This is a genomic window from Fodinisporobacter ferrooxydans (genome assembly GCF_022818495.1).
GTDB lineage: Bacteria > Bacillota > Bacilli > Tumebacillales > MYW30-H2 > Fodinisporobacter > Fodinisporobacter ferrooxydans.
Genome location: NZ_CP089291.1, coordinates 4,260,186 through 4,285,734 on the forward strand (window position 1 = coordinate 4,260,186; position 25,549 = coordinate 4,285,734).

29 protein-coding genes, 2 tRNA genes and 1 pseudogene are annotated in these 25,549 nt (G+C 43.0%); 11 read left to right on the forward strand and 21 right to left on the reverse strand.

What is annotated here, in order from left to right:
* The first annotated feature begins 119 nt into the window (after positions 1 to 119).
* Complete coding sequence (locus tag LSG31_RS20505) at positions 120 to 872, forward strand: iron-containing redox enzyme family protein (protein ID WP_347436891.1); 753 nt, start codon at positions 120 to 122, stop codon at positions 870 to 872.
* Positions 873 to 1,865: 993 nt separating this feature from the next.
* Here the strand turns inward: LSG31_RS20505 and LSG31_RS20510 are convergent.
* Entirely contained in the window at positions 1,866 to 2,657 is a 792-nt protein-coding gene (locus tag LSG31_RS20510; RefSeq protein ID WP_347436892.1) for a sulfotransferase domain-containing protein, read from the reverse strand.
* A gap of 175 nt (positions 2,658 to 2,832) precedes the next feature.
* Between LSG31_RS20510 and LSG31_RS20515 the strand changes: the two genes are divergently transcribed.
* The 4 genes from LSG31_RS20515 to LSG31_RS20530 all read left to right on the forward strand — a co-directional run bounded on the left by LSG31_RS20515 (position 2,833) and on the right by LSG31_RS20530 (position 7,333).
* The gene (locus LSG31_RS20515) at positions 2,833 to 3,858 is read left to right on the forward strand and encodes a glycosyltransferase family 4 protein (protein ID WP_347436893.1); all 1,026 of its coding nucleotides are present in this window, start codon (positions 2,833 to 2,835) and stop codon (positions 3,856 to 3,858) included.
* The gene (locus LSG31_RS20520; RefSeq protein WP_347436894.1) at positions 3,858 to 4,571 is read left to right on the forward strand and encodes a glycosyltransferase; all 714 of its coding nucleotides are present in this window, start codon (positions 3,858 to 3,860) and stop codon (positions 4,569 to 4,571) included. The genes LSG31_RS20515 and LSG31_RS20520 overlap by 1 nt, the downstream gene beginning before the upstream one ends.
* On the forward strand, positions 4,568 to 5,599 hold the full coding sequence (locus LSG31_RS20525; RefSeq protein WP_347436895.1) for a glycosyltransferase family 4 protein: 1,032 nt from the start codon (positions 4,568 to 4,570) through the stop codon (positions 5,597 to 5,599). The genes LSG31_RS20520 and LSG31_RS20525 overlap by 4 nt, the downstream gene beginning before the upstream one ends.
* 417 nt (positions 5,600 to 6,016) lie before the next feature.
* The gene (locus tag LSG31_RS20530) at positions 6,017 to 7,333 is read left to right on the forward strand and encodes a transposase (protein ID WP_347436896.1); all 1,317 of its coding nucleotides are present in this window, start codon (positions 6,017 to 6,019) and stop codon (positions 7,331 to 7,333) included.
* Positions 7,334 to 7,462: 129 nt separating this feature from the next.
* On the opposite strand, the gene LSG31_RS20535 is transcribed toward LSG31_RS20530, so the two are convergent.
* Together LSG31_RS20535 and LSG31_RS20540 are read right to left on the reverse strand one after the other, a co-directional pair.
* On the reverse strand, positions 7,463 to 8,218 hold the full coding sequence (locus tag LSG31_RS20535) for a transposase (RefSeq protein ID WP_347435439.1): 756 nt from the start codon (positions 8,216 to 8,218) through the stop codon (positions 7,463 to 7,465).
* Positions 8,172 to 8,711 (reverse strand): helix-turn-helix domain-containing protein, encoded by a 540-nt coding sequence (locus LSG31_RS20540; protein WP_347436274.1) that lies wholly within the window; start codon positions 8,709 to 8,711, stop codon positions 8,172 to 8,174. The genes LSG31_RS20535 and LSG31_RS20540 overlap by 47 nt, the downstream gene beginning before the upstream one ends.
* Before the next feature lie 193 nt (positions 8,712 to 8,904).
* Between LSG31_RS20540 and LSG31_RS20545 the strand changes: the two genes are divergently transcribed.
* The 4 genes from LSG31_RS20545 to LSG31_RS20560 are packed head-to-tail and all read left to right on the forward strand — an operon-like array spanning position 8,905 to position 11,870.
* Positions 8,905 to 9,894, forward strand: coding sequence for an SDR family NAD(P)-dependent oxidoreductase (locus tag LSG31_RS20545; protein ID WP_347436897.1), 990 nt, complete (start codon positions 8,905 to 8,907; stop codon positions 9,892 to 9,894).
* A 16-nt stretch (positions 9,895 to 9,910) separates the two neighbouring features.
* Positions 9,911 to 10,621 (forward strand): sugar phosphate nucleotidyltransferase, encoded by a 711-nt coding sequence (locus LSG31_RS20550; protein WP_347436898.1) that lies wholly within the window; start codon positions 9,911 to 9,913, stop codon positions 10,619 to 10,621.
* Positions 10,622 to 10,626: 5 nt separating this feature from the next.
* Positions 10,627 to 11,604 (forward strand): GDP-mannose 4,6-dehydratase, encoded by a 978-nt coding sequence (locus tag LSG31_RS20555; RefSeq protein ID WP_347436899.1) that lies wholly within the window; start codon positions 10,627 to 10,629, stop codon positions 11,602 to 11,604.
* Positions 11,601 to 11,870 carry a UDP-N-acetyl glucosamine 2-epimerase gene (locus LSG31_RS20560; protein ID WP_347436900.1) on the forward strand — a complete coding sequence of 90 codons (270 nt, stop codon included), beginning with the start codon at positions 11,601 to 11,603 and terminating at the stop codon, positions 11,868 to 11,870. The genes LSG31_RS20555 and LSG31_RS20560 overlap by 4 nt, the downstream gene beginning before the upstream one ends.
* Before the next feature lie 193 nt (positions 11,871 to 12,063).
* Here the strand turns inward: LSG31_RS20560 and LSG31_RS23440 are convergent, their stop codons facing one another.
* Together LSG31_RS23440 and LSG31_RS20565 are read right to left on the reverse strand one after the other, a co-directional pair.
* Complete coding sequence (locus LSG31_RS23440; protein WP_430734218.1) at positions 12,064 to 12,207, reverse strand: DUF5348 domain-containing protein; 144 nt, start codon at positions 12,205 to 12,207, stop codon at positions 12,064 to 12,066.
* A gap of 125 nt (positions 12,208 to 12,332) precedes the next feature.
* On the reverse strand, positions 12,333 to 12,704 hold the full coding sequence (locus LSG31_RS20565; protein WP_347436901.1) for an AAA family ATPase: 372 nt from the start codon (positions 12,702 to 12,704) through the stop codon (positions 12,333 to 12,335).
* A gap of 20 nt (positions 12,705 to 12,724) precedes the next feature.
* Between LSG31_RS20565 and LSG31_RS20570 the strand changes: the two genes are divergently transcribed.
* Positions 12,725 to 12,961, forward strand: a complete 237-nt coding sequence (locus LSG31_RS20570) for a tyrosine-type recombinase/integrase (RefSeq protein WP_430734294.1) — start codon at positions 12,725 to 12,727, stop codon at positions 12,959 to 12,961.
* Positions 12,962 to 13,017: 56 nt separating this feature from the next.
* Here LSG31_RS20570 and LSG31_RS20575 read toward each other — a convergent pair.
* The 9 genes and pseudogenes from LSG31_RS20575 to LSG31_RS20615 all read right to left on the reverse strand — a co-directional run.
* Positions 13,018 to 13,094 (reverse strand) — tRNA-Arg (locus LSG31_RS20575).
* 23 nt (positions 13,095 to 13,117) lie between these two features.
* Positions 13,118 to 13,191, reverse strand: a tRNA-Gly gene (locus LSG31_RS20580).
* 79 nt (positions 13,192 to 13,270) lie between these two features.
* Positions 13,271 to 13,855 carry a metallophosphoesterase family protein gene (locus tag LSG31_RS20585; protein WP_347436902.1) on the reverse strand — a complete coding sequence of 195 codons (585 nt, stop codon included), beginning with the start codon at positions 13,853 to 13,855 and terminating at the stop codon, positions 13,271 to 13,273.
* Between the two features lie 13 nt (positions 13,856 to 13,868).
* Positions 13,869 to 14,480, reverse strand: a complete 612-nt coding sequence (locus tag LSG31_RS20590) for an XTP/dITP diphosphatase (protein WP_347436903.1) — start codon at positions 14,478 to 14,480, stop codon at positions 13,869 to 13,871.
* 3 nt (positions 14,481 to 14,483) lie between these two features.
* Complete coding sequence (gene rph / locus LSG31_RS20595; protein ID WP_347436904.1) at positions 14,484 to 15,221, reverse strand: ribonuclease PH; 738 nt, start codon at positions 15,219 to 15,221, stop codon at positions 14,484 to 14,486.
* A 129-nt stretch (positions 15,222 to 15,350) separates the two neighbouring features.
* The gene (locus tag LSG31_RS20600) at positions 15,351 to 16,397 is read right to left on the reverse strand and encodes a GerMN domain-containing protein (RefSeq protein ID WP_347436905.1); all 1,047 of its coding nucleotides are present in this window, start codon (positions 16,395 to 16,397) and stop codon (positions 15,351 to 15,353) included.
* 105 nt (positions 16,398 to 16,502) lie between these two features.
* The gene (gene racE / locus LSG31_RS20605) at positions 16,503 to 17,336 is read right to left on the reverse strand and encodes a glutamate racemase (protein WP_347436906.1); all 834 of its coding nucleotides are present in this window, start codon (positions 17,334 to 17,336) and stop codon (positions 16,503 to 16,505) included.
* 223 nt (positions 17,337 to 17,559) lie between these two features.
* Positions 17,560 to 18,006 carry a MarR family winged helix-turn-helix transcriptional regulator gene (locus tag LSG31_RS20610; RefSeq protein WP_347436907.1) on the reverse strand — a complete coding sequence of 149 codons (447 nt, stop codon included), beginning with the start codon at positions 18,004 to 18,006 and terminating at the stop codon, positions 17,560 to 17,562.
* Between the two features lie 567 nt (positions 18,007 to 18,573).
* A pseudogene (locus LSG31_RS20615) lies at positions 18,574 to 18,678 on the reverse strand (LuxR C-terminal-related transcriptional regulator); the annotation flags it as partial.
* 224 nt (positions 18,679 to 18,902) lie between these two features.
* Here LSG31_RS20615 and LSG31_RS20620 point away from each other — a divergent pair.
* Positions 18,903 to 19,103 (forward strand): cold-shock protein, encoded by a 201-nt coding sequence (locus tag LSG31_RS20620; protein WP_347436908.1) that lies wholly within the window; start codon positions 18,903 to 18,905, stop codon positions 19,101 to 19,103.
* A 70-nt stretch (positions 19,104 to 19,173) separates the two neighbouring features.
* Here LSG31_RS20620 and LSG31_RS20625 read toward each other — a convergent pair whose 3' ends face one another.
* The 7 genes from LSG31_RS20625 to LSG31_RS20655 form a co-directional block, all read right to left on the reverse strand.
* Entirely contained in the window at positions 19,174 to 19,368 is a 195-nt protein-coding gene (locus tag LSG31_RS20625) for a hypothetical protein (protein WP_347436909.1), read from the reverse strand.
* Between the two features lie 858 nt (positions 19,369 to 20,226).
* Complete coding sequence (locus LSG31_RS20630) at positions 20,227 to 20,697, reverse strand: hypothetical protein (protein ID WP_347436910.1); 471 nt, start codon at positions 20,695 to 20,697, stop codon at positions 20,227 to 20,229.
* Between the two features lie 64 nt (positions 20,698 to 20,761).
* The gene (locus tag LSG31_RS20635; RefSeq protein WP_347436911.1) at positions 20,762 to 22,429 is read right to left on the reverse strand and encodes a recombinase family protein; all 1,668 of its coding nucleotides are present in this window, start codon (positions 22,427 to 22,429) and stop codon (positions 20,762 to 20,764) included.
* Complete coding sequence (locus LSG31_RS20640; RefSeq protein WP_347436912.1) at positions 22,426 to 22,635, reverse strand: hypothetical protein; 210 nt, start codon at positions 22,633 to 22,635, stop codon at positions 22,426 to 22,428. Before LSG31_RS20640 ends, LSG31_RS20635 begins: the two co-directional genes overlap by 4 nt.
* 214 nt (positions 22,636 to 22,849) lie before the next feature.
* Positions 22,850 to 23,095, reverse strand: coding sequence for a hypothetical protein (locus tag LSG31_RS20645; RefSeq protein ID WP_347436913.1), 246 nt, complete (start codon positions 23,093 to 23,095; stop codon positions 22,850 to 22,852).
* Positions 23,096 to 23,177: 82 nt separating this feature from the next.
* The gene (gene recQ, locus LSG31_RS20650) at positions 23,178 to 24,974 is read right to left on the reverse strand and encodes a DNA helicase RecQ (protein WP_347436914.1); all 1,797 of its coding nucleotides are present in this window, start codon (positions 24,972 to 24,974) and stop codon (positions 23,178 to 23,180) included.
* A 249-nt stretch (positions 24,975 to 25,223) separates the two neighbouring features.
* Positions 25,224 to 25,400, reverse strand: a complete 177-nt coding sequence (locus LSG31_RS20655; protein ID WP_430734295.1) for a LuxR C-terminal-related transcriptional regulator — start codon at positions 25,398 to 25,400, stop codon at positions 25,224 to 25,226.
* Positions 25,401 to 25,549: the final 149 nt, after the last annotated feature.

Below are 25,549 nucleotides of genomic sequence, written 5' to 3' on the forward strand. Positions count from 1 at the left end.
CTATGCTCTTTATAAAAAGAATATTCAAGTGGAATGCAACCTGTTAGCTCAACTTTCCCCTATTCCCCAAGGACTTGATGTATAATACGTAAGAAAACTTTGAAGATAAGGTGATAGGTATGAATGGCTTCTATTTACATGATGCAGAAAAAATACAGAATGCGGAAACATTGCAGGATGTAGAAAAACAAATGCGAATACTGGTAAACCAGTATTTTCACAATGCTCCTTTTTTCACCCATTTGCGTCAAGGGTTGTACAATTATGAACAAATCCGTTACTTTGCAATCCAATATTTTCACTATAGCAAAAACTTCCCGCGCATATTGGGCGCTGCCATCTCGGCTATGTCTCCCGTTGATGAATGGTGGATTCCGTTGGCAGACAACCTGTGGGATGAAGCCGGACGAGGTATAGCCGGACGTTCTCATGCTGAATTATATAAAACATTTTTGTTTAGTGTAGATCCTGCGGTTCCATTAAACGAATTCGGTTTGCCGGTGAATCCGCCCGTATCCACAGCCGTTACAAATGCAATCGATACTTTCATAACCTTTTTCCGACAGGCGACTCCTTTACAGGCGATGTCTGCTGTAGGATTTGGTTCGGAATTCTTCGCCGGAGAAGTCATGGGCGCAATCGGACAAGGTCTGCGGCATCCAAACTATACAAGCTCAAAGCCTTTCGACATTACGTTTTGGAACGTCCATGCAGATGACCACGAGCCCCACCATTACCAACTTTGCAAAAATATCCTTGACACGTTTACCGACAAAGAAGAACTTGAGGAAATGCTGAAAACAGGTGTAATGATCGCCAAATCAGAAGCAAGAATGTACAATCAATTACATAAAGAAATGCTGGAAATATAGCATCATCTACCCCACGATTCAAGAATTGATGAAATTTATCCTATTTGTCTGTCCATTTCAAGCAGAATAACCTTTACATAAAATACAACAAACATTGCAAAGGAGGGATTCTGTATGTGTGGATGCCAAAAACACAAATGCAAATGTCATCACTGTCCCAAAAAACGTTTTGAATGCCATGTAGTCCGTGTCATAAAAGTTTTTAAATGCCGTCCTAAACGCCGTCGTCATCACCATTGCAAATGCGATTTTTAAAACAACATTTTTATATAAAAGCTAGTTCATGATTCGATAGCATTCTTAAATATGCCGGTAATTCACCGGCTATTTTTTTACAAAAATAAAACCTTGCTGCAAATCGGCCGAAACCGCATTGCAACAAGGTACTCTCTGGCGTCCCAGGAGGGATTCGAACCCCCGACCCACAGCTTAGAAGGCTGTTAGGATCATTTTTAGTACATTTGATAAGAGTTTTTCCATAAGTATTTTTAGGCTCTATTATAATGCGATATTTGAATAGATTTTATTAAAATTTGTTACTCATTTGTTACTCATACACCCAACACAATAAAAAAGCGGGCTCTTCGCCGTTTGATATGGCTATAAGCTGTCAATCCCGATTAGCAGATACTAAAAGCGACCTTATTTCTACTTGTATAGAGTTAAGAAGAATGACTTCCTTTGGTCGTCCTTCTTTGTGTTTCAAGTAACCCGTCTGCGTGCTTGTCAAGGACTTTCGCGGCATATCCTCGCGTGAAACACGACGCTCCGGTATTCCACGTTTCCTTGACAAAAGAAGGTTGCTCATATTCAGGAGGTTTCGTCATGCAGGATCCAACCCTTTCTTTATTTCATGCTTCGCTTGGTCTCATGAACCATGGCAAGTGACACAGATTCAATTTGATCCCGAAGGGAAACGGATATTACCATTTTGCACGGAAGCTTCCTCCCTATCATGTTTGGTGCAGGTGCGGGCACTTATTTTTCCTGTACCTACCAGTCGTTGTCTTTTTCATAACCTGTTTCAATTAAGATATGACCTGCAGTTTTTTTAAACACCTGTTTTATATCTTCATCAAATTCGTTCTTCCAGTCGCCAATCTTGCCACTGCGGAATGTAAAGGATCGTTTGGGATCGATATTTGCTTCCATTCTTTCTACCATTTCATCGATAGATAGAGGAGGTTTCAAATCTCTCCAAAGGTATTCGGCAATTTTGTGTATAACTTGTCGTCTGGATTCCTCGGAAAGCCCAATATCCTCAAATGAAATAGAAAAGGTGTCAGGATCATTGATCCATCTATAGAAGGGCCGAATCCAGTCCGCGATGCCGGGATACTGAAAACTTTCCGTATCAACACCTTTAATCATTGCAATATAGCGGTCTTTTTGGGTCGGCAATTGCACCAAATATTCATACATGGGATGATACGGGTATTTGTCTATGACGAAATACGTAAAAGACACTACAACATCACGCAGATCCCTGTATAAGAAAATATGCTTCATATTTAACCGTTTCAGCATGCGGGAAAACTCCGGACTATAATACACATGCCCTGCCCCGAATGCATTAGAAGGGATATGCCCTAATCTATAAAATAAATTTTTAAACTCTGGAAGATAAAAATAATCCACGTAATATTCATGCTCTAGAGGTGAATGGGTAACATTGGGCATTCCCAACAGGATTTGTTTTAAATAATTCGTGCCGCTTTTTGGCACGGTGCTCATAAAAAAACTCGGCAAGTCATCAGTCTTCTGAATTTTCGTAAAAATCCCCATGGAACTCCCCACCTAAAAAATTATTCTATTTTTATACAATATGCCTTCTTCCTTTTCATGGTTTGTTCGACTACCTATAGAATCCAGTAAAAAGTTTTTTTGTGCAGGCATACGCGGACACGCTTAGGTAAATCAATCCATATACTAACTAGTGAATTTCAAGGAGGGAATCGTCATGAAAGTCGTTATTCCGGTGGGAGATTTGCACATCGGCGGCGGATGCAAGGTATTGGTGCAAATTGCAAATACTCTGTATTCCAAAGGTCATGATACCGAAGTCGTCATACCCAAGTCAGGCACCATCAAGTATGACATTCAAGGCAGACTTACTGTTGTTCCTGTTTTGTCAAAGGAATATATACCATATGGAGATATCATTCTTCCAAACTTCTATACAACATTTTCTCCAGCATTTGCAGCTTGGCCAAAGCAATGTGTACGACTCAGTTTAGGATTCGAACCTTTATGGGTACCAAATCCTCAAGACGCACTGTCTACTTACGTAAACCAAGTCCCAATCATCTCTATTTCTAAGTGGCTAGACGAACAAATTCAGCAAAATACGCAACTGCGAAGTACAGTGGTGAACCTGGGGGTGGATCCGAATACCTTCTATTATATACCGATTTCAACTAAGTACCGCTTAGATGCGAGTCGTCCGAAAGTAATTCTTTATATAGCGCGCGATCCAAAAGCCGGCTATCGGTTTAAAGGCTATGAAGAATTTGTGGAATGTATGAAAATGGTGAATCATTGGTACCCAGGCCAATTTGTCGTACACATGATCTGCCCGGCAAATGAACTTACATTGCCAGACATACCTTGTAAGACTTTCTTCCCAAGAAGCGATCAGGAAATGGCAGGTTTATATCGTTCCGCAGATTTATTTGTTTCTACTTCTTGGTTTGAGGCATTCGCACTTCCTCCACTCGAAGCGATGGCTTGCGGCACGCCGGTTGTAGCGACAAACTCGGGTGGGATAATGGACTATGCTGTAGAAGGCGAGAATGCAATCATAGTACCGCCAAAAGATCCGAAATCCCTTGCCACAGCAATCGTTGCCCTGCTGTCAAATCCAGAATTGGCAAAAACACTGTCTCATGGCGGTCTAAAGCAGGCACGGCGCTTTACTTTGGCTCGCTTTCAGCGAAAAATGACGGAAACGCTGGAGAACCTTTATATAGAAAGGAGAAATCAATAGTGGAGAAAGTGTCCATTATTATTCCTACTTATAACTGTCAGTACGTAGACCAGGCAATTGAGAGTGCGTTAGGCCAAACCTATCCCAATGTAGAAGTTGTCGTTGTAAACGATAACTCCACCCTATACAACGAAAAAATTTCACCCTACTATAATGTCATTCGCTATATCGAAAAAGGCCACACTGGTACAGCGGGAACATTAAATATGGGATATCGGGCTGCAACAGGCGACTACCTGACATGGTTAAGTGCGGATGATCTTTATCTTCCTGAGAAAACAGAGAAACAGTTGAAATTTATGCTGCATCACAATGCAGACGTCTGTTATTCAAACTATCACCTCATCAATGAACATGGTGAAATCACACATCAGTCAGTCGGGAGCGGCTTCAGTTCCAGATTGGAACTCTGCCAAAGAATGTTGATTGGCTGCACGATCAATGGCTGCACGGTCATGATGAAACGTAATGTTTTCCGTCATCTTGGACCGTTCGATGAACAATTACAGTATACACATGACTATGATTTATGGTTGCGGATCATAAAGCATTACAATCTTCTTTATTTCCCTGAACCATATGTCATGTACCGTGTGCATGAAAATATGACCACGAAAAAAGAAGAAAAGAAGATTCCTGCGGAAATCAGGCAAGTTATCAACCGTCACAAACTATCTCTAAAAATGCTTATAAGGAAGGAGATGAATTCATGAAATTCACGTTTCCCATTCTTACACTGTGTTTGGGCGGCGCACAACGAATGCTTGCAGAAATAACAAACGGTCTTTTAGACCGGGGACATCAGGTTACGATTCTAATGCCGCCACAGGGAGCTGTTGAATATGAAGTAAAAGCCCCCATTATACGAACAAAGCAAAACTATCAAATAGCAGAGAGTGATTATCCGGCAGCGGATGTTATTGTCTCGAATTTTTACACAACCGTTCCTGAAGCACACGCCGCCAGTTTAAACGGCAAAGGTATACACATTCGCTTAAGCTTATGTTATGAGCCGGTGTTTTTGCCTGACAACCATTATTCCTTCCCTACGTATCACTTGACACCTCATGTGCTTGTACTTTCCGAATGGCAGAGAGACATAATCCGGCTCAATCATGGCATGCAAGGATACATTGTACCTGTTGGCGTGAATCCGACATTTAAGAATTTGAACATTCGAAGTTCCGGAAAACCGGCACGGATTGTTGCGATTGTAAGAAAACCGGAAGGCGGATTTTCTTGGCATCGGGAGCAGGCTTATCTGCTGAATCACTTAGATATTGTGAAAGATAGATACCCTAACATCCAAATCACTTTATTTTGCCCGCCAAATGAGCTTGCCAGTTCGCCAAGCTTATTGAAATTAAAAAAGCAGAACCGCTACCTGTTTTATACTCCCGGAAATGATATAGAGCTTTGCTACCATCTAAACCAGGCGGATCTCTATATCAGTGCTTCTACCTATGATTCCGCATCATTGCCTGGTTTAGAAGCCATGCGCTGCGGTACTGCATTGATCACTACGTATGCTGGCGGAAACTCCGACTATTGCAGACATGAGCAGAACTGCCTGATGTCGTACCGTTTTGAAAACCGTCTCTTCGAAGATATCATTCGCTTAATAGAGGATGATGTGTTACGCAAGCAGCTCATGAAAGAAGGCGAAAAAGAAGCGGCAAAGTGGACATGGGAACGAAGTGTGGATGCGTTTGAAGCTGCCATTTCAAAGATATTGGGGTGAGAATCTTGACGTATATCATTACGGACTTGACCCATGTTCCGCATGACTGGAAAACGCCCGTTGAATTATTGGCACAGCTTAAAAAAATTCGTTCAATGGGTAGTGTGGGAAGGCAGTTTGTGCATGTGGTCAATCGTGAATCAGAAAAGACTGCTGTTCTTGTTGCTCGAATCTTCCTCTGCCGATTATCTTATTATAGGTCCGGAACGTAAAGAAGATATGGATTGGTGCAAGTATTTTTATGAAAACAGGAGCCGCTCCGATCATTTGGAAAACAGAATTTTTGCGAAGAACACTAGAAGAGCCTGTTCAAAAAGCCCTGAAAATTGGTTAAAAAACAAAAATGCACCTATGCGAAAAATGGTAAAATGGAAGTAACAACTCAACCAAAATTACCAATTTGCGAGGTGCATTTTCATGGATTTGCAGCTAGAACTGCTACCCTACCACTACTATAACACACTCGGCTTTGACGCGGAACTTATTGATTATATTGATCATGTTGACGACATGATTGTCTTACAAAAGATAGCTCCACTGTATAAGGATGGCGGACGGCCTCCAATTGATCCAAGAGTCTGCTTCCGGATGCACTACTTGTACTTTACACGTCCGGAGATCTTCTCATTCCGTGAACTTGTGAGGCAGTTAAAAGACCCCAAAAATCAAGCATGGCGAAATTTTATCGGTGTACCTACTATCGAAAAAGTGCCGGTTCACAGCTCTCTTAGTCATTTTCGTACGAAAGTCAGTGCAGAATTGTTTTACGCCATCTTGTTTGACCTGATTGCGCAAGCCTTAAAACTCAAAGACTTCCTACAGCCGATGCTGACAGGTATCGATTCAAGACCGATTTGGGCCAACGTCAACGGGTACAAGAAAAAACGCTGTGACTGCCCCGACCAGAGCACATGTACGTGCGAGAAGACATATTCCGATCCGGATGCAACCTGCGGTGTACAACGAACAAAAGCCAACCAGAACAAGTTTTTCATTGGTTATCGCAAGCATTCGATCGTCTGCCCAAGCCCGAAAGGGCCAATTGTATTATTTTCTATCATTCTGCCCAATGATACAGCGGATGTCAAAGTCATGCTTCCACTTATCGAAATGATGAAGAAAGTCGAAGGATTGAAGGTCGAGTATTTGGTGGCCGACTTAGGCTATTTTGATGCAGACGATCAGCAAGAAGCGCTGCTGAAGCATGATGTAGCAGTTGTAACAGAAATCAAAAAGAATACTGTCATTCCTGAACACTGCTCCTCTGAAGGTAAGCCGGAATGCCAGGAAGGTCACGCTCTTGTGTTTGATGGATTCGATACAGATACCTACACCGCTTGGTTCCGTGGAGACGATAACAAATGCTCCGCCTGCCCGTTGCAAGGTCTCTGTGCGATGCAGTTCGGCTATTCCTTCACGGAAAATCCTTTCTTCTATGGCCCTGTACCGCAGGGTAGCATGTTGCAAGAGCATATGCTGAATTTTCGCAAACAGGTTGAACTCGCGTTTGCTCAGGAATCGAATCAGCTGACATCCGTTATGAAACACAAGAAGGTACCAGTTCGTGAAACCAAACGCGTCGAAAAATGGTTCATTCTGCGGGATGCGTTTCGATTGATTGAACGGATGATTCAACACGTACGAGCAACCGTTCTGCCTCCGAATCATGTAGAAACGATCAAAAAATTACAAGAGTTTCAAGTAGAGCAGCTATCGCTGCAAATAGCTGCGTAGCACACTCTTACAAGATAATTTTTAAAAAGGCGATGCCAACAACGGGATACGTATGCCCAAAAACAGGGTAACTCTTTATAAGATTGAGAAAGTCTAGTGCGTAATGGCGTAAGTAACGCGTTATAATAATTACATTTTCAGAAGCTTACCAGCATAAGTCCAACGAAAGGGTTTGGCCAAATGTTCGTTATAGTAATCAATAAATGCGGCAATACGCTGCTCTAAATCTTCGACTGACACAAAGCTGGCGCGTTTATTCAGAAGACGGCGTGAGAGTATGCTAAACCAACATTCAATTTGGTTGAGCCAAGAAGAATGTTTAGGCGTGTAGATCACGCGAATACGATGGCTAGGATCGGTAAGAAACGCGGCGCGGGATTCCATCGTTTTCAGAACGCCGGACTTGCCCTTTTCACCAAGTGCTTCTTCCGGTATGCCGCACTCCGCAGCTACGAAACGAACCAGAGACTCGGACTTATGCGTGTTCAATTGATCCATCACGAGCAGGTAAGGTGCTGTTGGATCATGGCGGACCACTTGGCGGATATGCTCCACAAAGTCGGCTTCATTACGTGTCGCCTGAATCATCGGAGCGATCAACTGGCCCGTGACGACATCGCGTGAAGCGGTAAGACTGGTCGTGCCATGCCGGATGTATTCCTGCTCGACGCGCTCCACTTGCCCCGGTTTCATCGGTTTCGTGGCCTGTGCGCGTTCTAACGCCTGAATACCCGTTTTTTCATCCGTGCATAAAACGTGTACTCCTTGTTCAGCGAGTTCCGATGCCTCATGATAAGCGTCACACACCTGTTTCACTTGTTGATGGTACAACTCGGGATCATCGATCTTCGGATTGAGCCATCCTTTCACTTGATGGGGTTTCAAGTCCGCTTCGTTTTAAAAAACGCCCGACCTGACGCGTCGAAATCGAGGAAACGATGCCACGTTTTACCGCTTCGCGGGCAAGCAATCCGGGTGTCCAATGACTAAACGGCAGTTCCAAGCTTTCGGGTGTCTGGCAGGCTAAGGTCAGGATATGGGCGACTTCCTCGGCTGTAAACGCAGACGGTCTTCCCGATCGTTGTTCGTCGGTTAAGGCCGCTTCAATTTTCGCTTTCAGCGCATGAGGGCGATGGGTTTCGACTTGTTCCAGTTCCACCGCAAAAGTTGACCAGCGCTTCCTCCACCGCTTTACGGTATCGACACTGAGGCTGAGACGTCGAGCCAGTTCGCAATTGTTGACCTCTTGTGCCGAAAGTAAAATGATCTTGGCTCGCTCGATGAAATGCAGCGGTGTGTGGGTTCCTTTGGCCATCTTCTCCAGCACTTTTCGTTGCCGTTCGCTCAGTACGATTTTAATTGCGGTTTGTTTATGCAAAATATATCCGTCCCATTCTATGAATCTTTTGCTTCACAGTATATCATAGATTCATAGTCATTGGATAATTCAGCCATTTTACACTAGTTATTTTCAAAAACAAATAATTCATAGGTTTCTATACATGTCAATCCCTTACGTGAATGCGTATGCTGTAATTATCACTATCCAGAATTGGTAGGGGTTGATACGTTTGAATATAGCTGGAAAGAAGGTTCTAGTAACAGGAGGAGCGGGATTTATCGGCAGTCATCTTGTCCAATTGTTGATACGGAATGGAGCCCATGTACGTGTACTTGTTCACTATAATTCATTCAATACGAAAGGCTATATTGATCATCTTTCAATAGAAGAACAGCAAGCAATAGAAGTGATCCAAGGGGATTTAAAAGAATACCAAACCATAAATCAGGCCTGCCAGAATGCGGAAATCGTGTTTCATTTAGGGGCACTCATTGCAATTCCCTATTCCTATCAACAGCCCTTGGATGTTATGCATACAAATATTCAGGGTACATTGCATGTTGCACAAGCTGTAAAGGATTGGGAAATCCCGCTTTTGGTACACACATCTACTAGCGAAGTCTATGGTACAGCACGCTATGTGCCAATGGATGAAAATCATATATTACAGGCCCAATCCCCATACTCTGCCAGCAAGATTGCTGCAGACAAGATTATTGAAAGTTTTCACTGTTCTTATCATCTACCTGTAGTTACCGTTCGTCCCTTTAATGCATATGGACCGCGGCAATCGCTGCGTGCCGTGATTCCTACGATCATCAGTCAGGCTTTGTTTCAATCGGAAATCATTTTAGGAAATCTATCTGCCACCCGTGATTTCACGTTTGTAGAAGATACTGCACGCGCCTTTCTCGCGGCTGCAAGTTCAACCCATGCGATTGGCCAAGTATTTAATGCGGGTTCCGAATTCGAAGTATCGATAGGTGATCTGGCCAAAAAAGTAACGCAAATTATCGGCAGGGATTTGCCGATCCGTATTGATCCAGAAAGACTACGTCCAGACACCAGTGAAGTAGATCGTCTGTTTTCCAATAGTTCAAAAGCAAAGCAAGTGCTGGGTTGGGCCCCGCAAATCTCGTTAGAGGAAGGGCTTGAGAAAACGATCCATTGGATTTCAAAGCATAAAAATACTTATCAAACAAAGCAGTATGTGATTTAAACAGGAGGGAATTACTTTGAATGTCGTAATCATGACGGGAGGTAAAGGTACTCGATTAGCTCCTTACACACAGGTATTGCCTAAGGGTCTCCTCCCGATTGGAGGGCAGCCAATTCTAGAAATCATAATCAAGCAGCTCGCCCATTATGGATTTAAATCAATTACTATGGCCTGCGGGTACTTGGCACCCTTAATTCAAACGTATTTCGGCGATGGTTCCAAATGGAATGTTTCGATTGCCTACTACGTTGAAGATCAACCTTCGGGTACATTTGGCGCTTTGAAGCATATGAAACATATGTTTCAACAACCATTTCTTCTGATTAACTGTGATATATTAACAACTTTGAATTTCCGGCAATTTTACGATTTTCACTGTTCAAAAAGCAGTATGATCACAATTGCCAGTCAAATTAAAAGGATTCCAATTGACCTTGGTGTGATTGAAACTGATGGAGATAAAGTGACAAAATTTATTGAAAAGCCAAACAACACTGTGCATGTGAATATGGGAATCTATATGATAAACCCAAAAGTTTACGATTATTTACCAGAAGAAAATGTACTGGATACAACGGATGTCATCAAAAATCTGCTAGATCGTAATCACGATATCAGACATTATCAAAATGATGCGTTTTGGCTGGACATTGGCAAACCGGCAGATTATAAGCAAGCAAACAATGTGTTTAAAGAGATGGCGGAAATTCTGCTGCCAAAGGGATGAAGAGCTTGACAACGCGAGTATTGATCACTGGAGTCAATGGATTTGTCGGAACCCATATGTGCAACTATCTCTTAAACAAAAATATTCAAGTCCTTGGAACAGGCAGAAGTGACAGCTGTAAAATAAAACATAAAAATCTGCAATACGTCAAATGCGACCTATTGGATAGTTCCTCTGTGAAACTATTGGTTGAAATGAATTCTTTTGAATCGATCATCCATGCAGCAGGTGAAAATAATGCATCCCAGTCTTGGAATGATCCGCAAATGACTGTAAAAACGAATGCTATTGGAACTTTACATTTATTAGACGCGCTGCGAAAAAAACCTAAGGCACATTTGAAAAATATAGTTGTTGTAAGTTCTTCTCATGAATACGGGAAAATGGAAACTACCGACAAGATTTCTGAAACGTTTCTAACTGTACCGGCTAGCCCTTATGGCTGGAGCAAATACCTGCAAACCTCGATTGCAGAAATGTATGCAAAATCTTATGGCTTCCCAATTGTGATTGCCAGAACATTCAACTTAATTGGTCCAGGCAGCCAAGGAGTATGCGCACAGTTCGCAAGACAAGTGGCGCAAATAGAAAATGGGCTGCAATCCCCACTGCTTATGGTCGGCAATACAACCGTTAGCAGAGACTTCTTGGATGTTCGGGACGCTGTTGAAGCATATTGGAAACTCTTGAACATGCACCTGCCTGCACCAGGCGAAGTTTTTAATATTTGCCGCGGAACTTCTTATCAAATTTCCGAAATCGCCAATAAATTCCATAAAATCTCACAAACGCCTTTTGCAGTTATGGTTGATCCGAAACTATACAGCAACAATGAACCCCTTACAATAACGGGGAACAATGAAAAGCTATGCAATATGATAGATTGGATTCCAAAAATTGAATTGGAAGTATCCATTCGAGATATGCTGCTGGAATGGAGAAGCTTGACGAATGCTTCAAGGAAAGCAGGTGAGAAAAATTGAAAATAATGACCATCCTTGGCACAAGTCCAGAGATTATTCGCCTAAGCCTAATTATTAAAAAATTGGATCAATTCTCCCAAAAGCACTTATTGGTCCATACCAGACAAAACTACACTACATCCTTAAGTGATGTCTTTTTTGACCAATTGCGCATTCGAAAACCAGACTATACGTTCATGTCTGGGTTCCACACGATCGGTAAACAGTTAGGGCAGATGTTTTCTGAAGTAGAAAGCATTGTGAATTTGCAAATTATTTCGGCGTAGGATTCGCAAAATTTAGCAGCAGAAATCAAATGATTTTTCGGCTGTTTTTCATATTATTTCGGCTTAATCGGTATCGGATTTTCACATAATCACGGTATTTCGGCAGTGGGTTTTTTCCAAAAATAAGCAACCAGGGTTCTCCTGACTGCTTAGGGGGGGCTTGTCCACGAGACAAGTTCAAGGTATACTCCATCTATCGCACCCGAATCCAGCAACTCACTTTCGGATGCAGGCGGAACCTGGTATTGCGAAAGTACACCACCCATTCAGAATCCATTTCGATTCGGCAGGGCAGAAAGTCATCCCCGACCTTCTCGACTTTTTTCGTCATCGTCATCACATTCCGTACTCTTGTGCCGCAATGCGGATCAGATCGGCATTAATCTGCTCTACCTTCCGCTGAAAGCCGTGCAAGAGCGCGCGGACGGCCAGTTTGTTCACCAGTCGCGGATACCCCTTGGTTCATACGGCGAGCGCCTCCATGGCGTCATCCATGAAAATCGGGTGTTTGGCACCCGCGAGGCTCATATGATGATCAACGTACCCTTTCACTTCGTCCTTGGTCAGCGGCTCTACCTGGTGGGACAGCAGGAGTCGCTGTGCCAGCGGGCGATTGTGGTGGTTCAGGGTGAGCCGGTCCCGCAGGTAGGGAAGACCGCAGAGCAGAAGCATGAATGGATTCGAAGAGTCCATTTGGAAATTAAATAGCAGATTCAAATCGCTAAGGAATACATCCTTGGCCATTTGCATTTCATCGAGAATAAAGACCGGCGTTACCTTACGTTCGTGAAACGAAGTGGTGACGGCGTACTGAATTTGGCGAAACAGATCCACCTTGCGGGTTTTTCGAGTGTCTGAAATGGGGAGCTCCCTATTTCAGACATACTCATGCAACATTATTACTTGAAAGTCAAGTACCTTTAAAAGTAGTTAGTGAAAGATTGGGTCACTCTTCTATAACCCTAACAGCCAACACGTATTCACATGTAACAGAAAACATACAAAAAAACAGCCGTAGAACGATTAGAAGTTATACTATCTCAGAGGAATTGAAAAAATTTGTTACTTATTTGTTACTTAGGATCAAATGAACAAAATTAAACCTCACCACAACACGGCATAAACCGCGTCACGGCAAGGTACTCTCTGGCGTCCCAGGAGGGATTCGAACCCCCGACCCACAGCTTAGAAGGCTGTTGCTCTATCCAGCTGAGCTACTGGAACATATTTGAAAATGAAATCCTATCTGGAGCGGGTGATGGGAATCGAACCCACGCTATCAGCTTGGAAGGCTGGAGTTCTGCCATTGAACTACACCCGCAACACCGTTCGGTTAATCAAGACAAAATATAGTATATCGAAATCAAACAGATGTTGTCAATAGAACATTTCTACAGCTTTCAATCCCAACGAAATTGATGTTTGTGAGTATCCCAATGTACAGTGGCGGATAAATCGTCACAAAGTGTCCCATCGCTCACCCGTAAAAATCGTATCGACAACGCATGTTCCGCGGAAGAAGTATTTTGCAAGCCAACCGTGTCCAAATCATCGATCACCACATACGTTGGTGTCCGATACCCTCTTGGAAGACTTACACTGCCCGGGTTTACGAAAAGCCGGCCTTGTTCCACAAAGACTGTCGGCACATGTGTATGTCCGAATACAGCGACGTTTGCCTGGATTTCTTCTGCTTTATAGAAAAGGTTTAAATAATTTTCTTTTACACGGTATCGATGTCCATGTGAAAGAAAGACACGAAAGCATCCAATATCCAAGATTTTTTCCAATTCGGCCACTCCCGGCAAATCGCAATTTCCGGCAACGGACATCACTCGCCTGCCACTTTTGTGTTTCGTATCAAAAGATTGCATGTCTGCTGCGTGGTCACCCGCATGCAAAACAAGATCTGGCTGCTCCCGTTGGAGAATTGTCGCGATTGCTTGACGATTCCCGTGACTGTCACTGATCAGGCAGATTCTCATGGAAAGCACCTCTTTATTCGTGTTCTGTTCGGATCAAGTCGATCATATGACGAATCGCTTCTCCACGATGCGAGATTCTGTGTTTTTCTTCAATCGTCATTTCCGCTATGGTCTTTCCGAGCTCGGGAATGAACAGCAAAGGATCGTAGCCAAATCCGTTCTTTCCTCTTGGAATATCCACAATTCTGCCGGCACATGTGCCCCTGACGATCAAAGGCTGCGCAACCTGGGACTTACGAGTACAATCTACAAATGCCAGTGCACAGACAAACCGCGCGGAACGCTCTTGCTCAGGAATATGGCGAAGAGCTTGCAGCAGTTTTTGGTTGTTTTGCTCATCTGTCGCATGTTCCCCCGCATACCGGGCGGAAAATACGCCAGGCGCTCCATTCAGTGCGTCCACTTCCAGGCCGGAATCGTCACTCAGCGCAGGCAATCCGCAAAAGAAAGCTGCTGATCGGGCTTTTTTGCTCGCATTTTCCTCAAATGTCAGTCCATCCTCGATAACTTCTGGAGCATCCTCCGGAAGAGGAACGATTTCCCAGCCAATCTCCCCAAATCGTTCATTAAACTCCAACACTTTCCCTTTATTCCTGGTTGCAAGAACAACTTTTTTCTTACTCATTCCCTATTCTCCAATCAATTTTGCAACGTCTCCCAATATTTCACGCTGAATCCCGTGCAATTGTTCGTTGCCTTTGCGTCCCAGTTCCAGCAAAGCTTCCAATTCTTCCTTGGAAAACGGAAATTCTTCGCCTGTACCTTGGATTTCCACGTACTTGCCTTGCCCTGTCATCACGATGTTCATATCTACTTGTGCTTTCGAATCTTCGATGTAATTTAAATCCAACATCGGTTTGCCATCGATAATTCCGACACTCGTCGCAGATAGAAAATCCCGTAATGGAATTTTCTTCAAAGAGCCTTTCTCCAACATCTTGTGTGTCGCTTCCGCCAAAGCGACAAATGCTCCGGTAATGGACGCAGTACGTGTTCCACCATCCGCCTGGATAACGTCACAGTCCAGCCAGATCGTCCGTTCACCCATCGCATGCAAATCCACGACGGAACGCAATGCACGTCCGATCAAACGCTGAATCTCCATCGTACGACCGCCCAATTTCCCTTTCGTTGCTTCCCTTTGGGTCCTTTGTTGTGTCGCCCGCGGCAGCATCGAATATTCTGCAGTAATCCATCCTTGTCCACTGTTGCGCAAAAATGGCGGTACTTTATCTTCAATGGTAGCAGTACAAATCACTTTCGTATTGCCGACGGTAATCAATACAGACCCTTCCGCATGCTTTATGTAATGTTTCTCAATCGATACTGATCGTAATTGATCAAAATTTCTGCCATCGCTTCGCACAAGCACATCCCCCTATCGACCTCTAGAACCATATAGTACCACAATCAACTCTGGAAAATCCAACAGCCCAGCGCAAATCACGCGGGCTGCTCTGTCCAAGTCTATACGAGTTTGAATGACTCTATGATTTTATAAATCCTTATTGATATAGGTCGGGCGCATCACCGGCTTGCTCAAGTCAAAATTTTTCGCCATATCTACAGGCGCTTTTCCGTTGACAGTGATTTGCACTTTTTGCGCATTTGGCACGTTTTCTGTCAAGGACAATAAAAGACTCCGCAACGTTAGATCTGCAGATGCATCATTTTTTGCGACAATCGGTTCAGAAAAATCGACATGTGCCGTATCTCCGCTAACTGAATCATTTTTCACTTGGACTGTTGGCGCCAATACAGGCAAAAGACTCGCACTCATCGGTCCTGTTTGCAATTGTGCAATTGTTTCTTTTACCATATCAGCACCTGCTGATTTCGGAATCATGCGTGTCACAGGTACTAAATACTGAAAGCTTCCTGATTTATTTTCACTCGGGAAATATAACGTGATACTTGTACTATCCGTAGGCGACGTCACCGCGTTTGACAGTTGCAAATTGATGCCATTTGTCCGGTTCAACGGTTCACCGATTGGCTGTCCGCTGACTGGCAACGTATCGAGTTTACTCCCACCAAAGGTAAACTGTACGTTCTTAATCGTCGGAAAGGACGTCAATTCCCATACTACCGCATCCACAAACTGTTGAGCGCTTTGGGCCGTTTTAAAATCATTCAGCGTATTCTTGCTGACATCGATGGTAGCAAGACCATTCTGGATGTTTAACGAAAACTTGGAATCTTTCGGTATAATCGCATGCAATCCTGTACCATTCAGTGTTGCTTCACCTTTGCCGCCTTGCTGCATGTAATCTAACGCTTCTGTTGCCGGGGCATTATTTTTAGGAATATTCATTTGCACCGGCACGACAAAACCTTTTTCGTCCGAAAAATAAAGTGTTTGCGCAACCTCTTGATCCGATGGTGCTTGACTCGCAGCTGCTTTGTTCGGTCCTGGCACACCTGTTGCGGTTGGTTCAACCGGGGACGATGTTTTCGCGGGACCGACCAACCCACAGCCTGACGCTGTCAGAACTGTTGCTGCGAGGACGCCTGTCATTACCAATTTAGATTTTTTTTGCATTGTGGGTCCTCCTCATTTGGGATTCTCATTTTATGTATACGAGCCCTCTGAGGAGATATGCTTGTGACTTGTCAACTTTGTCCCGAAAATTTGCTGTTTTATTTTTCAAATGACGCGAAAGGTCCGCGGTTGGTTCGAATTGAATAAATCAACCAATTCAACATCCAGCTTTCTTCCAAGCCAACGTTCCCCAATCATTCGGAACGTATCTACATTTGCGCTCACAAAAAATTTATGCCTTTTTTCCGAGCGGCGTTCATTTAACAAGTTTTTAATGGAGAGAATGGTGCTTGCTTCGCGTGCCGTCTCTTCTGCAGAATTGATCAATTGTACACGAGATCCCATCACATCTTGAATCACATGTTTTAATAATGGATAATGGGTGCATCCGAGTATGAGTGTGTCGATGTTTTCAGTAGAAATCGATGCCAGATCCCGTGCCACGATCCTCTTGCTCGCTTCTGTCTCGATCCGATCATTTTCCACGATCGGAACAAACTCCGGACACGCTTGGCTTACTACATACAATTTTGGATTCAAACGGTGTATTTCCTTGGCATACGCATCGCTTGCCACAGTTACACGTGTGCCAATCACGCCGACACGCATGGTCTTGGACATGGAGATCGCAGCTCGGCTCCCCGGACTAATTACACCGATAACCGGTATATCATAGCGTTGCTGCAATATCGACAGACTCGTTGCAGTTGCCGTATTACAGGCAATAATCAACAACTTCACGCCACGATTCACCAAAAAATCGCCAATTTCAGTGGAAAAACGAATAATTTCATTTTTATCCCGATCCCCGTACGGGCACCTCAATGTGTCTCCAAAATACAGGATCTCTTCTTGTGGCAACTGTCGAAACACTTCCTGTACAACTGTTAAGCCACCGATCCCTGAATCAAATAACCCGATCGGAGCATTTGACATCATGACTTGTCGCTTCCCTTCTCTGCTGCAAAACAAAAGTGACTTACACTTCATCGCCGATTCCAGTTATATGTATCATACTCGGCAAACAGTAGAAAAGCGCCTATTGGCAAAATGAAAATACTGCCAAAAGACGCATGTATCGCAACCGGCTTTTTCCTTTTTCATTTAAAAATAAAGCAATACATATCATTCATGTATCACGAATGACCTATCGTATGTTGCATCAATCCGATATATTGGTATGGAGTTTTTCCAAACAATCGATAATACGTTCTCTTTCATTTGTATCCATTTGATCTAAAACATTTGCCAGATAGGTTCTTCTTGCAATTAACACTTTTTCAATGAGCTCAGACCCTTTTTGCATCATGCGCAAACGAACCACGCGGCGATCGTTTTGATCCCGAATCCGCTCTACCAGCTGATTGCGTTCCATTCGATCCACCAAGTCTGTTGTCGTGCTATAGGCCAAATACATTTTATTGCTCAATTCGCCAATTGTGAGATCTCCATGCTCGTTCAAAAAAAGCAATGCATCAAATTGTGGAGGTGTAATACAAAAATCAGAAAGTATCTCCCTGCCCTTTCTGCGTATTACAGTACTGATATGCCGCAATAACGCTTCAATCGAAGTGACTTGTCCATCTACAATCGGCAACAATCGAGACATGCTATATCCTCCAAACAAATTGATACAACCATTGTACCATTCATAAAAAATCACAGTCAATGAAATATGAAATGTTTGCGCAAAATTCATAGATATTTACTACAATTTTGAATGGCTTAGGACGATTCGGGATTATGCTCCAGTCCTTGATTCCGATCCTTTGCGTTTTGCATTCATGAAAACCAGACCGTACAACATTGCCAATCGTTGTTCTTTTGTCAACATCCGCCATGCTTTGACTTGTATAGTCATGTATACCACCTCTGTCGGTATTCATTCGACATTTATACTGAAGTACCATTTATTAAACAACAAATACGGCCATAAGTAAATAGCGAATATTGTAAATTGTTGTCTAATTTCGTCTTATTCATAAAATATTAATATTCAGAAAACAAATCAAAAACGCTGCGACCGCTAAAGGACGATCTCTGCGTTTGCCTATATCCCTGTTGCGCTTTCATTCTTTACACTACCGATTTGAAATTTACAGTAGAAATACTTTGCATCAAATGTTTTAGGCATAAAAAATTCCCCGCCGGGAAGCAGGGAATGTGTCAAACACCACTATATTTGGATTTCTCCTAAACGGACGAGTTCAACAACCGCTTGGGAACGGCCTTTGACATTTAGTTTTTTCATCACATTCGTGATGTGGTTTGAAACACACCGGATGAACGCATCTTAACATTTATTTTGCAAATAACAATTATCTATGGTATATTATAAAAGCATTTGCAAGAAACGGCACTATGAATACTTTAAATACAGATTATCGATTATCTGCATATCATAACTTCCATGATTAAAGTTGGTTGATTGTATTATCTATTCATATTCTTTGCTTTGCAAATGAAAAAGCGAATCGACCAATTGGGTCAATGGAGGATATAATAATGCAAAACGGAACAGTAAAATGGTTTAATGCAGAAAAAGGGTTTGGCTTTATTCAAGTAGAAGGCGGCGAAGATGTATTTGTACATTTCACCGCAATTCAAACAAATGGTTTCAAAACCCTTGATGAAGGACAACGTGTAAGCTTTGAAACCGTTCGTGGTAATCGTGGTCCACAAGCTGCAAACGTAACAGTACTCTAAATAACATATAAAAAACACTCTCTAAATTTAGAGAGTGTTTTTTATATGTTAAAATTTTGAAAACAAGTGATTATAACGTTTCAACTTCTGCCACCACATGCTGCCCATAATGTTCCAACTGTAATTCATCTGTCCTTATCCTCAGCTTCGATTCAGAAAATGTCACAATTGTACCAGGAACAACTGCATACGCAGCACCTATCTTGGTTACTATGATAGGCTTATCTTTAAACAATTCCAGGCGTCCTATCATTTCAAGTCTCATATTGGATTTCTCCTTCTTTTTCACTACATCTATACGTTTAACAATTTTGAAACTTTATAGGGGGAATTTTTAAGCGTTGTTAAACATTATACCATTACATACTGAAAAAGATATTTCCAAAGTCCAACCGATCATGTCTTTATTAAGACATTTACTTTTTATTGCATTACGAATCTCGGCTATTTATTCTGCTTAGAAAAAGAGGAAAAGGTTTAATTCGTAACCTTTAATGGTTCTCTTTCTGAGAGGAAGCACGTGTAGGCTAGCTAAAATTTCATGACCGTTTAAAGCGCATATTGGAATTTGCAGCGAATCGAAAACGGATGCAGGCTTATACCTTGATAAATATTGTGTAATTTTACAAGTTCGATTTTCGCGTTCGAATCCCATAATATCGATAATAGAGTCCAATCCAACAACTTTGAACGATCAAGTAAATGGGGAAAGAGTAAAAGATTTGGTACCCATTTCTGTAATGGAAAACTCCTGCAATGACAGCCAACCATTCGATTCCGACACTTATCAATGACCAAATGAGTATGTAAACAGGTGCACGCGACGGTTTGAGTCGGAGGCGATTATAAATATAAAAGAACAAATAACTGACAGGCCCGTATGACCAGTACGAGACAAAATCCATAATCTGAAACTTGGATGTATCATTTACATCATAATAATTAACAGGCTGAACACTCAGGGTATGGTCAAAGAAAAAGCCGCTGAAAACACCGCACATGAAAAAAACGATAGCAGTCTTTCTCGGAAAACATCTTGGCAAAAAAATCATTCCTGCAATTTCAATGCATAAACCAATAATAATAAACCATTCGTTTGTATTGAAACGATTATCATACACGTTCATTTTACATTCACTTCTTTCGGATCTGCGCGAACAATCCACCACGCCATGAATCTTGAAAACGCCACATAACAAGCAAACATGACCAATGTATAGAAAATGTTCCAGTGATGAAGAGTAACAATCCCCAGCCACTCGAATAGTTTTTGCAAAAAAATGAATGACAGAATCATCCCACCAACGATGACCCATTTTGCGATCTTCCAAGAATATAACAAAACATTTGACGAAATGATGATTAGAAGAGGATTCATGATGATCCGCAACACCAGATCCGCAAATGACTTCTCTACACTGTCGCTGACATCGATCCATCTCAGATTCAAGTGAACAATCGTAAATATACTGAGTTCAAAGATCGTATTCACGAAATAAAGAAACACCATATCAAGTTCGGATAACTTCTTTGGAATCAGCGAAAGGATGATAATGACTAACCATGTAATGAATACGCTGATCGCAAGCGCCACTGTCTTCCCTCCTAAACTTTAACGCCCGAAGGTCAGATTTCAGTATCGACGAAATACAGCGTTTTTATCCGGGTATCATTGGCGCATTGGGATGAGCGAATTGATTTCCTTCTCTGGCTTTTTGAAACGTGCCGTCCTCCTGCAGATGAATATCAAAAGTTGTTACAACATCGATTTTGCCGTTTTTATCAACTCGTATACTTGCAATCAACTTTTTTAAAGTAAAATGTAGTTCATCAAAATTCTCGCAATCCAAATCCAGCAACTCTTCCAATGAATCTTTCACATCTTCATATAACAGAGTCGAATCTTCTTTCTTTTGCAGTTTCCGCTGCAAATTTGCAAGCCGGTTCTCGAACGACTGGATTTCTTGTTCGAACATGATCTTTTCGTACTCGTACTGCTCGTTGTCTTTGATTTTTCCGCTAAGTTTTTCTTTCCGCAATTCAAACAGGAATTTGCGATTATTTTCCATATGTCTTTCTAATTTCTTGATTTCCATCTCAATATCTGTCGTTTGAATTTGAATCATATCTTTAAAACGTTCCAGCAATTGACCGGCTGATGTGATGGTTCGAAGACAATATGACAACTCTTTCAGCAAATCATCACGAAACGGGTAATACGGCAGCCAAAAATTGTTCCCGCAACCGGCGTCACCCTGCCGTCTTCGCTTGGAGCAAACGAGATAGCGATATTCATGACCGTCTTTGGAAATTTTCCCGTTCTTGCTTTTCATACTGACCATGGACGATCCACAGTGATGACACGTAATCATTCCAGCAAACACATTCACGCGGTTGCGGATCCCGCCCCGTTTGCCGCCGCCGCGTTCCAAACGCAATTGTTGCGCTTTTTGGAACGTTTCTTCATCAATGATGGCCGGATGTGTTTGTGGCTGATGCGCTCTTTGCCATTCGGACGAATCTTTTTGAACCAGTTTCTTTCTTCGTTCTGTTGTGTCTTGAAAATTCGTATACACCTTTATCAGCTCATGTTTTCCAAACGTATTTCTGCCGACGTACGCTTCGTTTTGCAAAATCCTCTGGATACTCGTTATGCCCCATTTCCCGCCCTTCGGCGCCGGGATTTGTTGTTCGTTCAAATACTCGACAATCGCCTTTTCACCCATTTTATTCGCAATGTAAAGCTGGAAAATTTTTTGCACGATATGTTTGGTTTCTTCGTCAGGCTCAAGTGTTTTACGGTCATTCCGCATGATTTTTTTATAACCGAAAGGCGCCAATCGCCCCGTAAAATTTCCCTTCAATGCAGATTGCCGTTTCCCGCGTTTGGAACTGTAACTGATTTGTTCACTAAGCTTTTGATTCACAGCAGAGATAATCGTAAATTTCAGTTCATCTTTGTCAACACCAGAGTCGTAACCTTCGTCAATCGAAATCAAACGAATTCCAAGCGCATCCACGAGCTTGCGTTTTAAGTCAAGAGCATCTCCTGTATCACGGGCAAAACGGGAAAGGGAAGCAAAAATCACAATGTCAAACGCCCTTTTGCTCGCATCTTTCATCAATTGTTGAATAGCCGGGCGGTCGATAATTGTGGTTCCTGTATCGCGGTCTTCGTAGATCCGCTCTTCTTTGACGTCTAATTCCAATTGCTTTGCTTTATCTTTGCAAACACCGATTTGGTGTTCGGGACTGTCTTTTTGACTTGATTTTGTCGTGGAGACACGGACGTAGATAGCAGCGCGTTTGTCCTCATGAAATTTCATCGTTCATCCGCTATCGTACGGTTACCCGAATGAAATGTTTCTTTGCTGTCCATGTCTGTTGTGCTTGGAAAGCGTACATTCGAATGCAAACAATCTACATGTTTTTGAATCACATGTTTCGCTAAATCATAAATCATACTCTGCAACTGTTCTTTGCCGAAGTGCAAATGGATGGTATATGGTCTTTCCTCCTGTTTCCTACGCATATGCATCCCTCACTCGTATGTTGTCATTGTTATGTGTATGGCGCCTGCGACTTGTACAATGACAACATGCGGCGGGAAAATGTACGGACAGCGTCAATTAAAAAGACTGTATAGAAAAGAATTCTACACAGTCCGGAAAATTTGCTTCATAAGAAGCTTCTTCTAGTTTGCCGGCAATTTTGCGGCGGTTTTCCCTAGATTCATAGATTTACGATTACAGACATTTAACCGTAAGCCTTTCTCTATGACTTAATACGACCGTTCGAATGATGCGGCGAACCGGACCACATGATACGAAGACCCGTCTGCCATTGCAAATGACAAGAATGGCCTGGCCGGGCTTTAAAGAGATCGTGCGAAACCGAATGGGCACAAGTACTGGCGGGCATACCAAACGTACGGATTGGCCTCTCGTCACAAACAAAGTTGCAATCGGTCTTGTAAAACTATAAGTTACCATTTTGCTCCCTCCTCTCACTATCAATAAATGAGAGGAGAGGAAAATTTGCAGCGGCGCTTGATCAATGAAACTCAAAATATGCTTATCGTACGGGAGAAACGAAACTTTTTTGCAGCACATGCTGCCGCAACAGATCCAAAAAGGGCTGCCCATATTTTTGCAGTTTTGCTTCCCCAACACCTTTGATTGCAAGCAGGGACGTCTCATCACTCGGGATGTACTGCGCCATTTCCCGCAGCGTACTATCGGAAAAAATGATATACGGCGGCACCCCGTCCCGATCAGCCAGCTCTTTGCGCAACTGCCGAAGCTGTTCAAACAGATGATTGCCGGCTTGTGCGGTCTGCTTCTTGCTGCGAACTTTCCGCGCGACCTGCGTCATCCCTTTCAGCACATCGACAGCTTTGGGCTTCAGCCTGACAACGGGATATTGACCGCCACTCAGATCGAGATACCCTTCCGCAATCAATAAGTTGATCAAATCGGCTACCGCTTTTTCCGTATATTCCTGCATCACACCGTATGTGGATAGGCGGTCAAAACCAAATTCTGCAATCCGCTTATTTTTTGACCCCTTTAATACCTGGGCAATCAGTGTAATTCCAAAGCGTTCATTCATGCGCCGGATGCAGGAAAAGATTTTTTGCGCCTCGATCGTAATGTCTGTCAGATCGTACTCTTGATTGCAGTTGCCGCAATTTCCGCAGGACGGCAAATGATCCTGTTCATCAAAATAATTCAGGATATATGCACGCAAACATTCCTGCGTGTGACAATAGTCCACCATCGATTGCAATTTTTTGTATTCATGCGCCTTACGGTCAGAAGCGGAAACCGACTGTTCAATCAAAAATTTTTGTGTTTGGATGTCTTGCGGACTGAATAACAGCACACATTCGGCAGGCTCGCCGTCTCGTCCGGCCCGGCCTGCCTCCTGATAATAGGCTTCCATATTTTTGGGCATGTTGTAATGAATGACATACCGGACATTGGATTTGTCAATTCCCATTCCGAACGCGTTTGTCGCTACCATGACGCGCATATCGTCGTATAAGAAAGCATCCTGGTTATGCTTGCGCTCTTCATCACCTAAACCTGCATGATATTTGGCTGCTGCTATTCCGTTGTCACAAAGCAGTTTGCAGAGATCTTCCACATCTTTGCGGGTAGAAGCGTAAATGATGCCGGCCTGCTCGTTGTTATCCTTGACATACCGAAGCAGAAAATCTTTCTTATTGACACCGCGCAGCACCGAAAAGGACAGGTTTTCACGATTGAAGCCAGTCATGTATAATTCAGCGTTCTGAAGTGACAGCAGCCGCAAAATATCCTGCGTGACTCCACTCGTCGCAGTCGCTGTAAATGCTGCAACAGCCGGCCTAGGATTGATGCGTTCGACAAAGGAAGCGATCGACAAATAGCTTGTCCGGAAATCATTCCCCCATTGGGAAACGCAATGTGCTTCATCGACAGCCACAAGCGGGATATTGAAAGCAGAAAGGAACGACTGAAATTGTTCCGACTCCAGTCGTTCCGGAGCGATGTAGAGAAGTTTGTACTCTCCTCTAGCCGCACTTTGCATGCGCTGTTCCGTTTCCGTCTGTGTCAAGGAACTGTTTATATAAGCTGCCGGAATTCCCAGACCTGCGAGCGCATCGACCTGATCTTTCATCAGCGAAATCAGCGGCGATATCACAATCGTCGTGCCTGGAAACACAAGTGCCGGAATCTGATAACAAATCGACTTGCCGCCACCTGTAGGCATGATCCCAAGAGTATCACGTTTCTGCAAAATGCTGTTGATAATCTTCTCCTGGCCCTCCCGGAATGTGGAATAGCCATAAACTTTGCGAAGGATTTCTTGCGCAGCGTTCAGCATCATGCACCTCATTCTAATGCGTATTTGCAAGTACGGCAGGAAAGCCGTTGTTACATGTATCTGCTATGATAGATTTGAAAAACTTGAAGGAATGGATGTTTCCATTATATCATATTGCATTTTCGAATCGTTTTCTCATGCCATTTGACTGTAAACGCAAAGATTCTATCTCCAAAAAGAAAAACACCCCCGATCATCCAAAACGACAATCGGAGGTATTTATAATCATCCACCGGAAACCCCGCTATATCAAGATTCCTTTGCTTTAATTTTCTGTATTTCAAACCACATTGCATTACTGATGTGATTCCGTACCGTTTTTTCGCTGATGAATAACTGTTCAGCTATATCTCTAGTGGTTTTATCTTGGACGAGAAGTTCAAACACTTCTCGTTCCCGGTTGGTGAGCAGGGATTTGTGCCGCATGTCTTTACCCGCTGTCACTTCCAGATCCCTCCTTGCTCGGGTCAAATTACACAAGGTCTGGGATACAGTCAATTTATAGTATGACCGCAATGGATAGGATGTGCAGTGTTACATACGGGTATATGTACCAAATCCCATGGCTTTCCGTG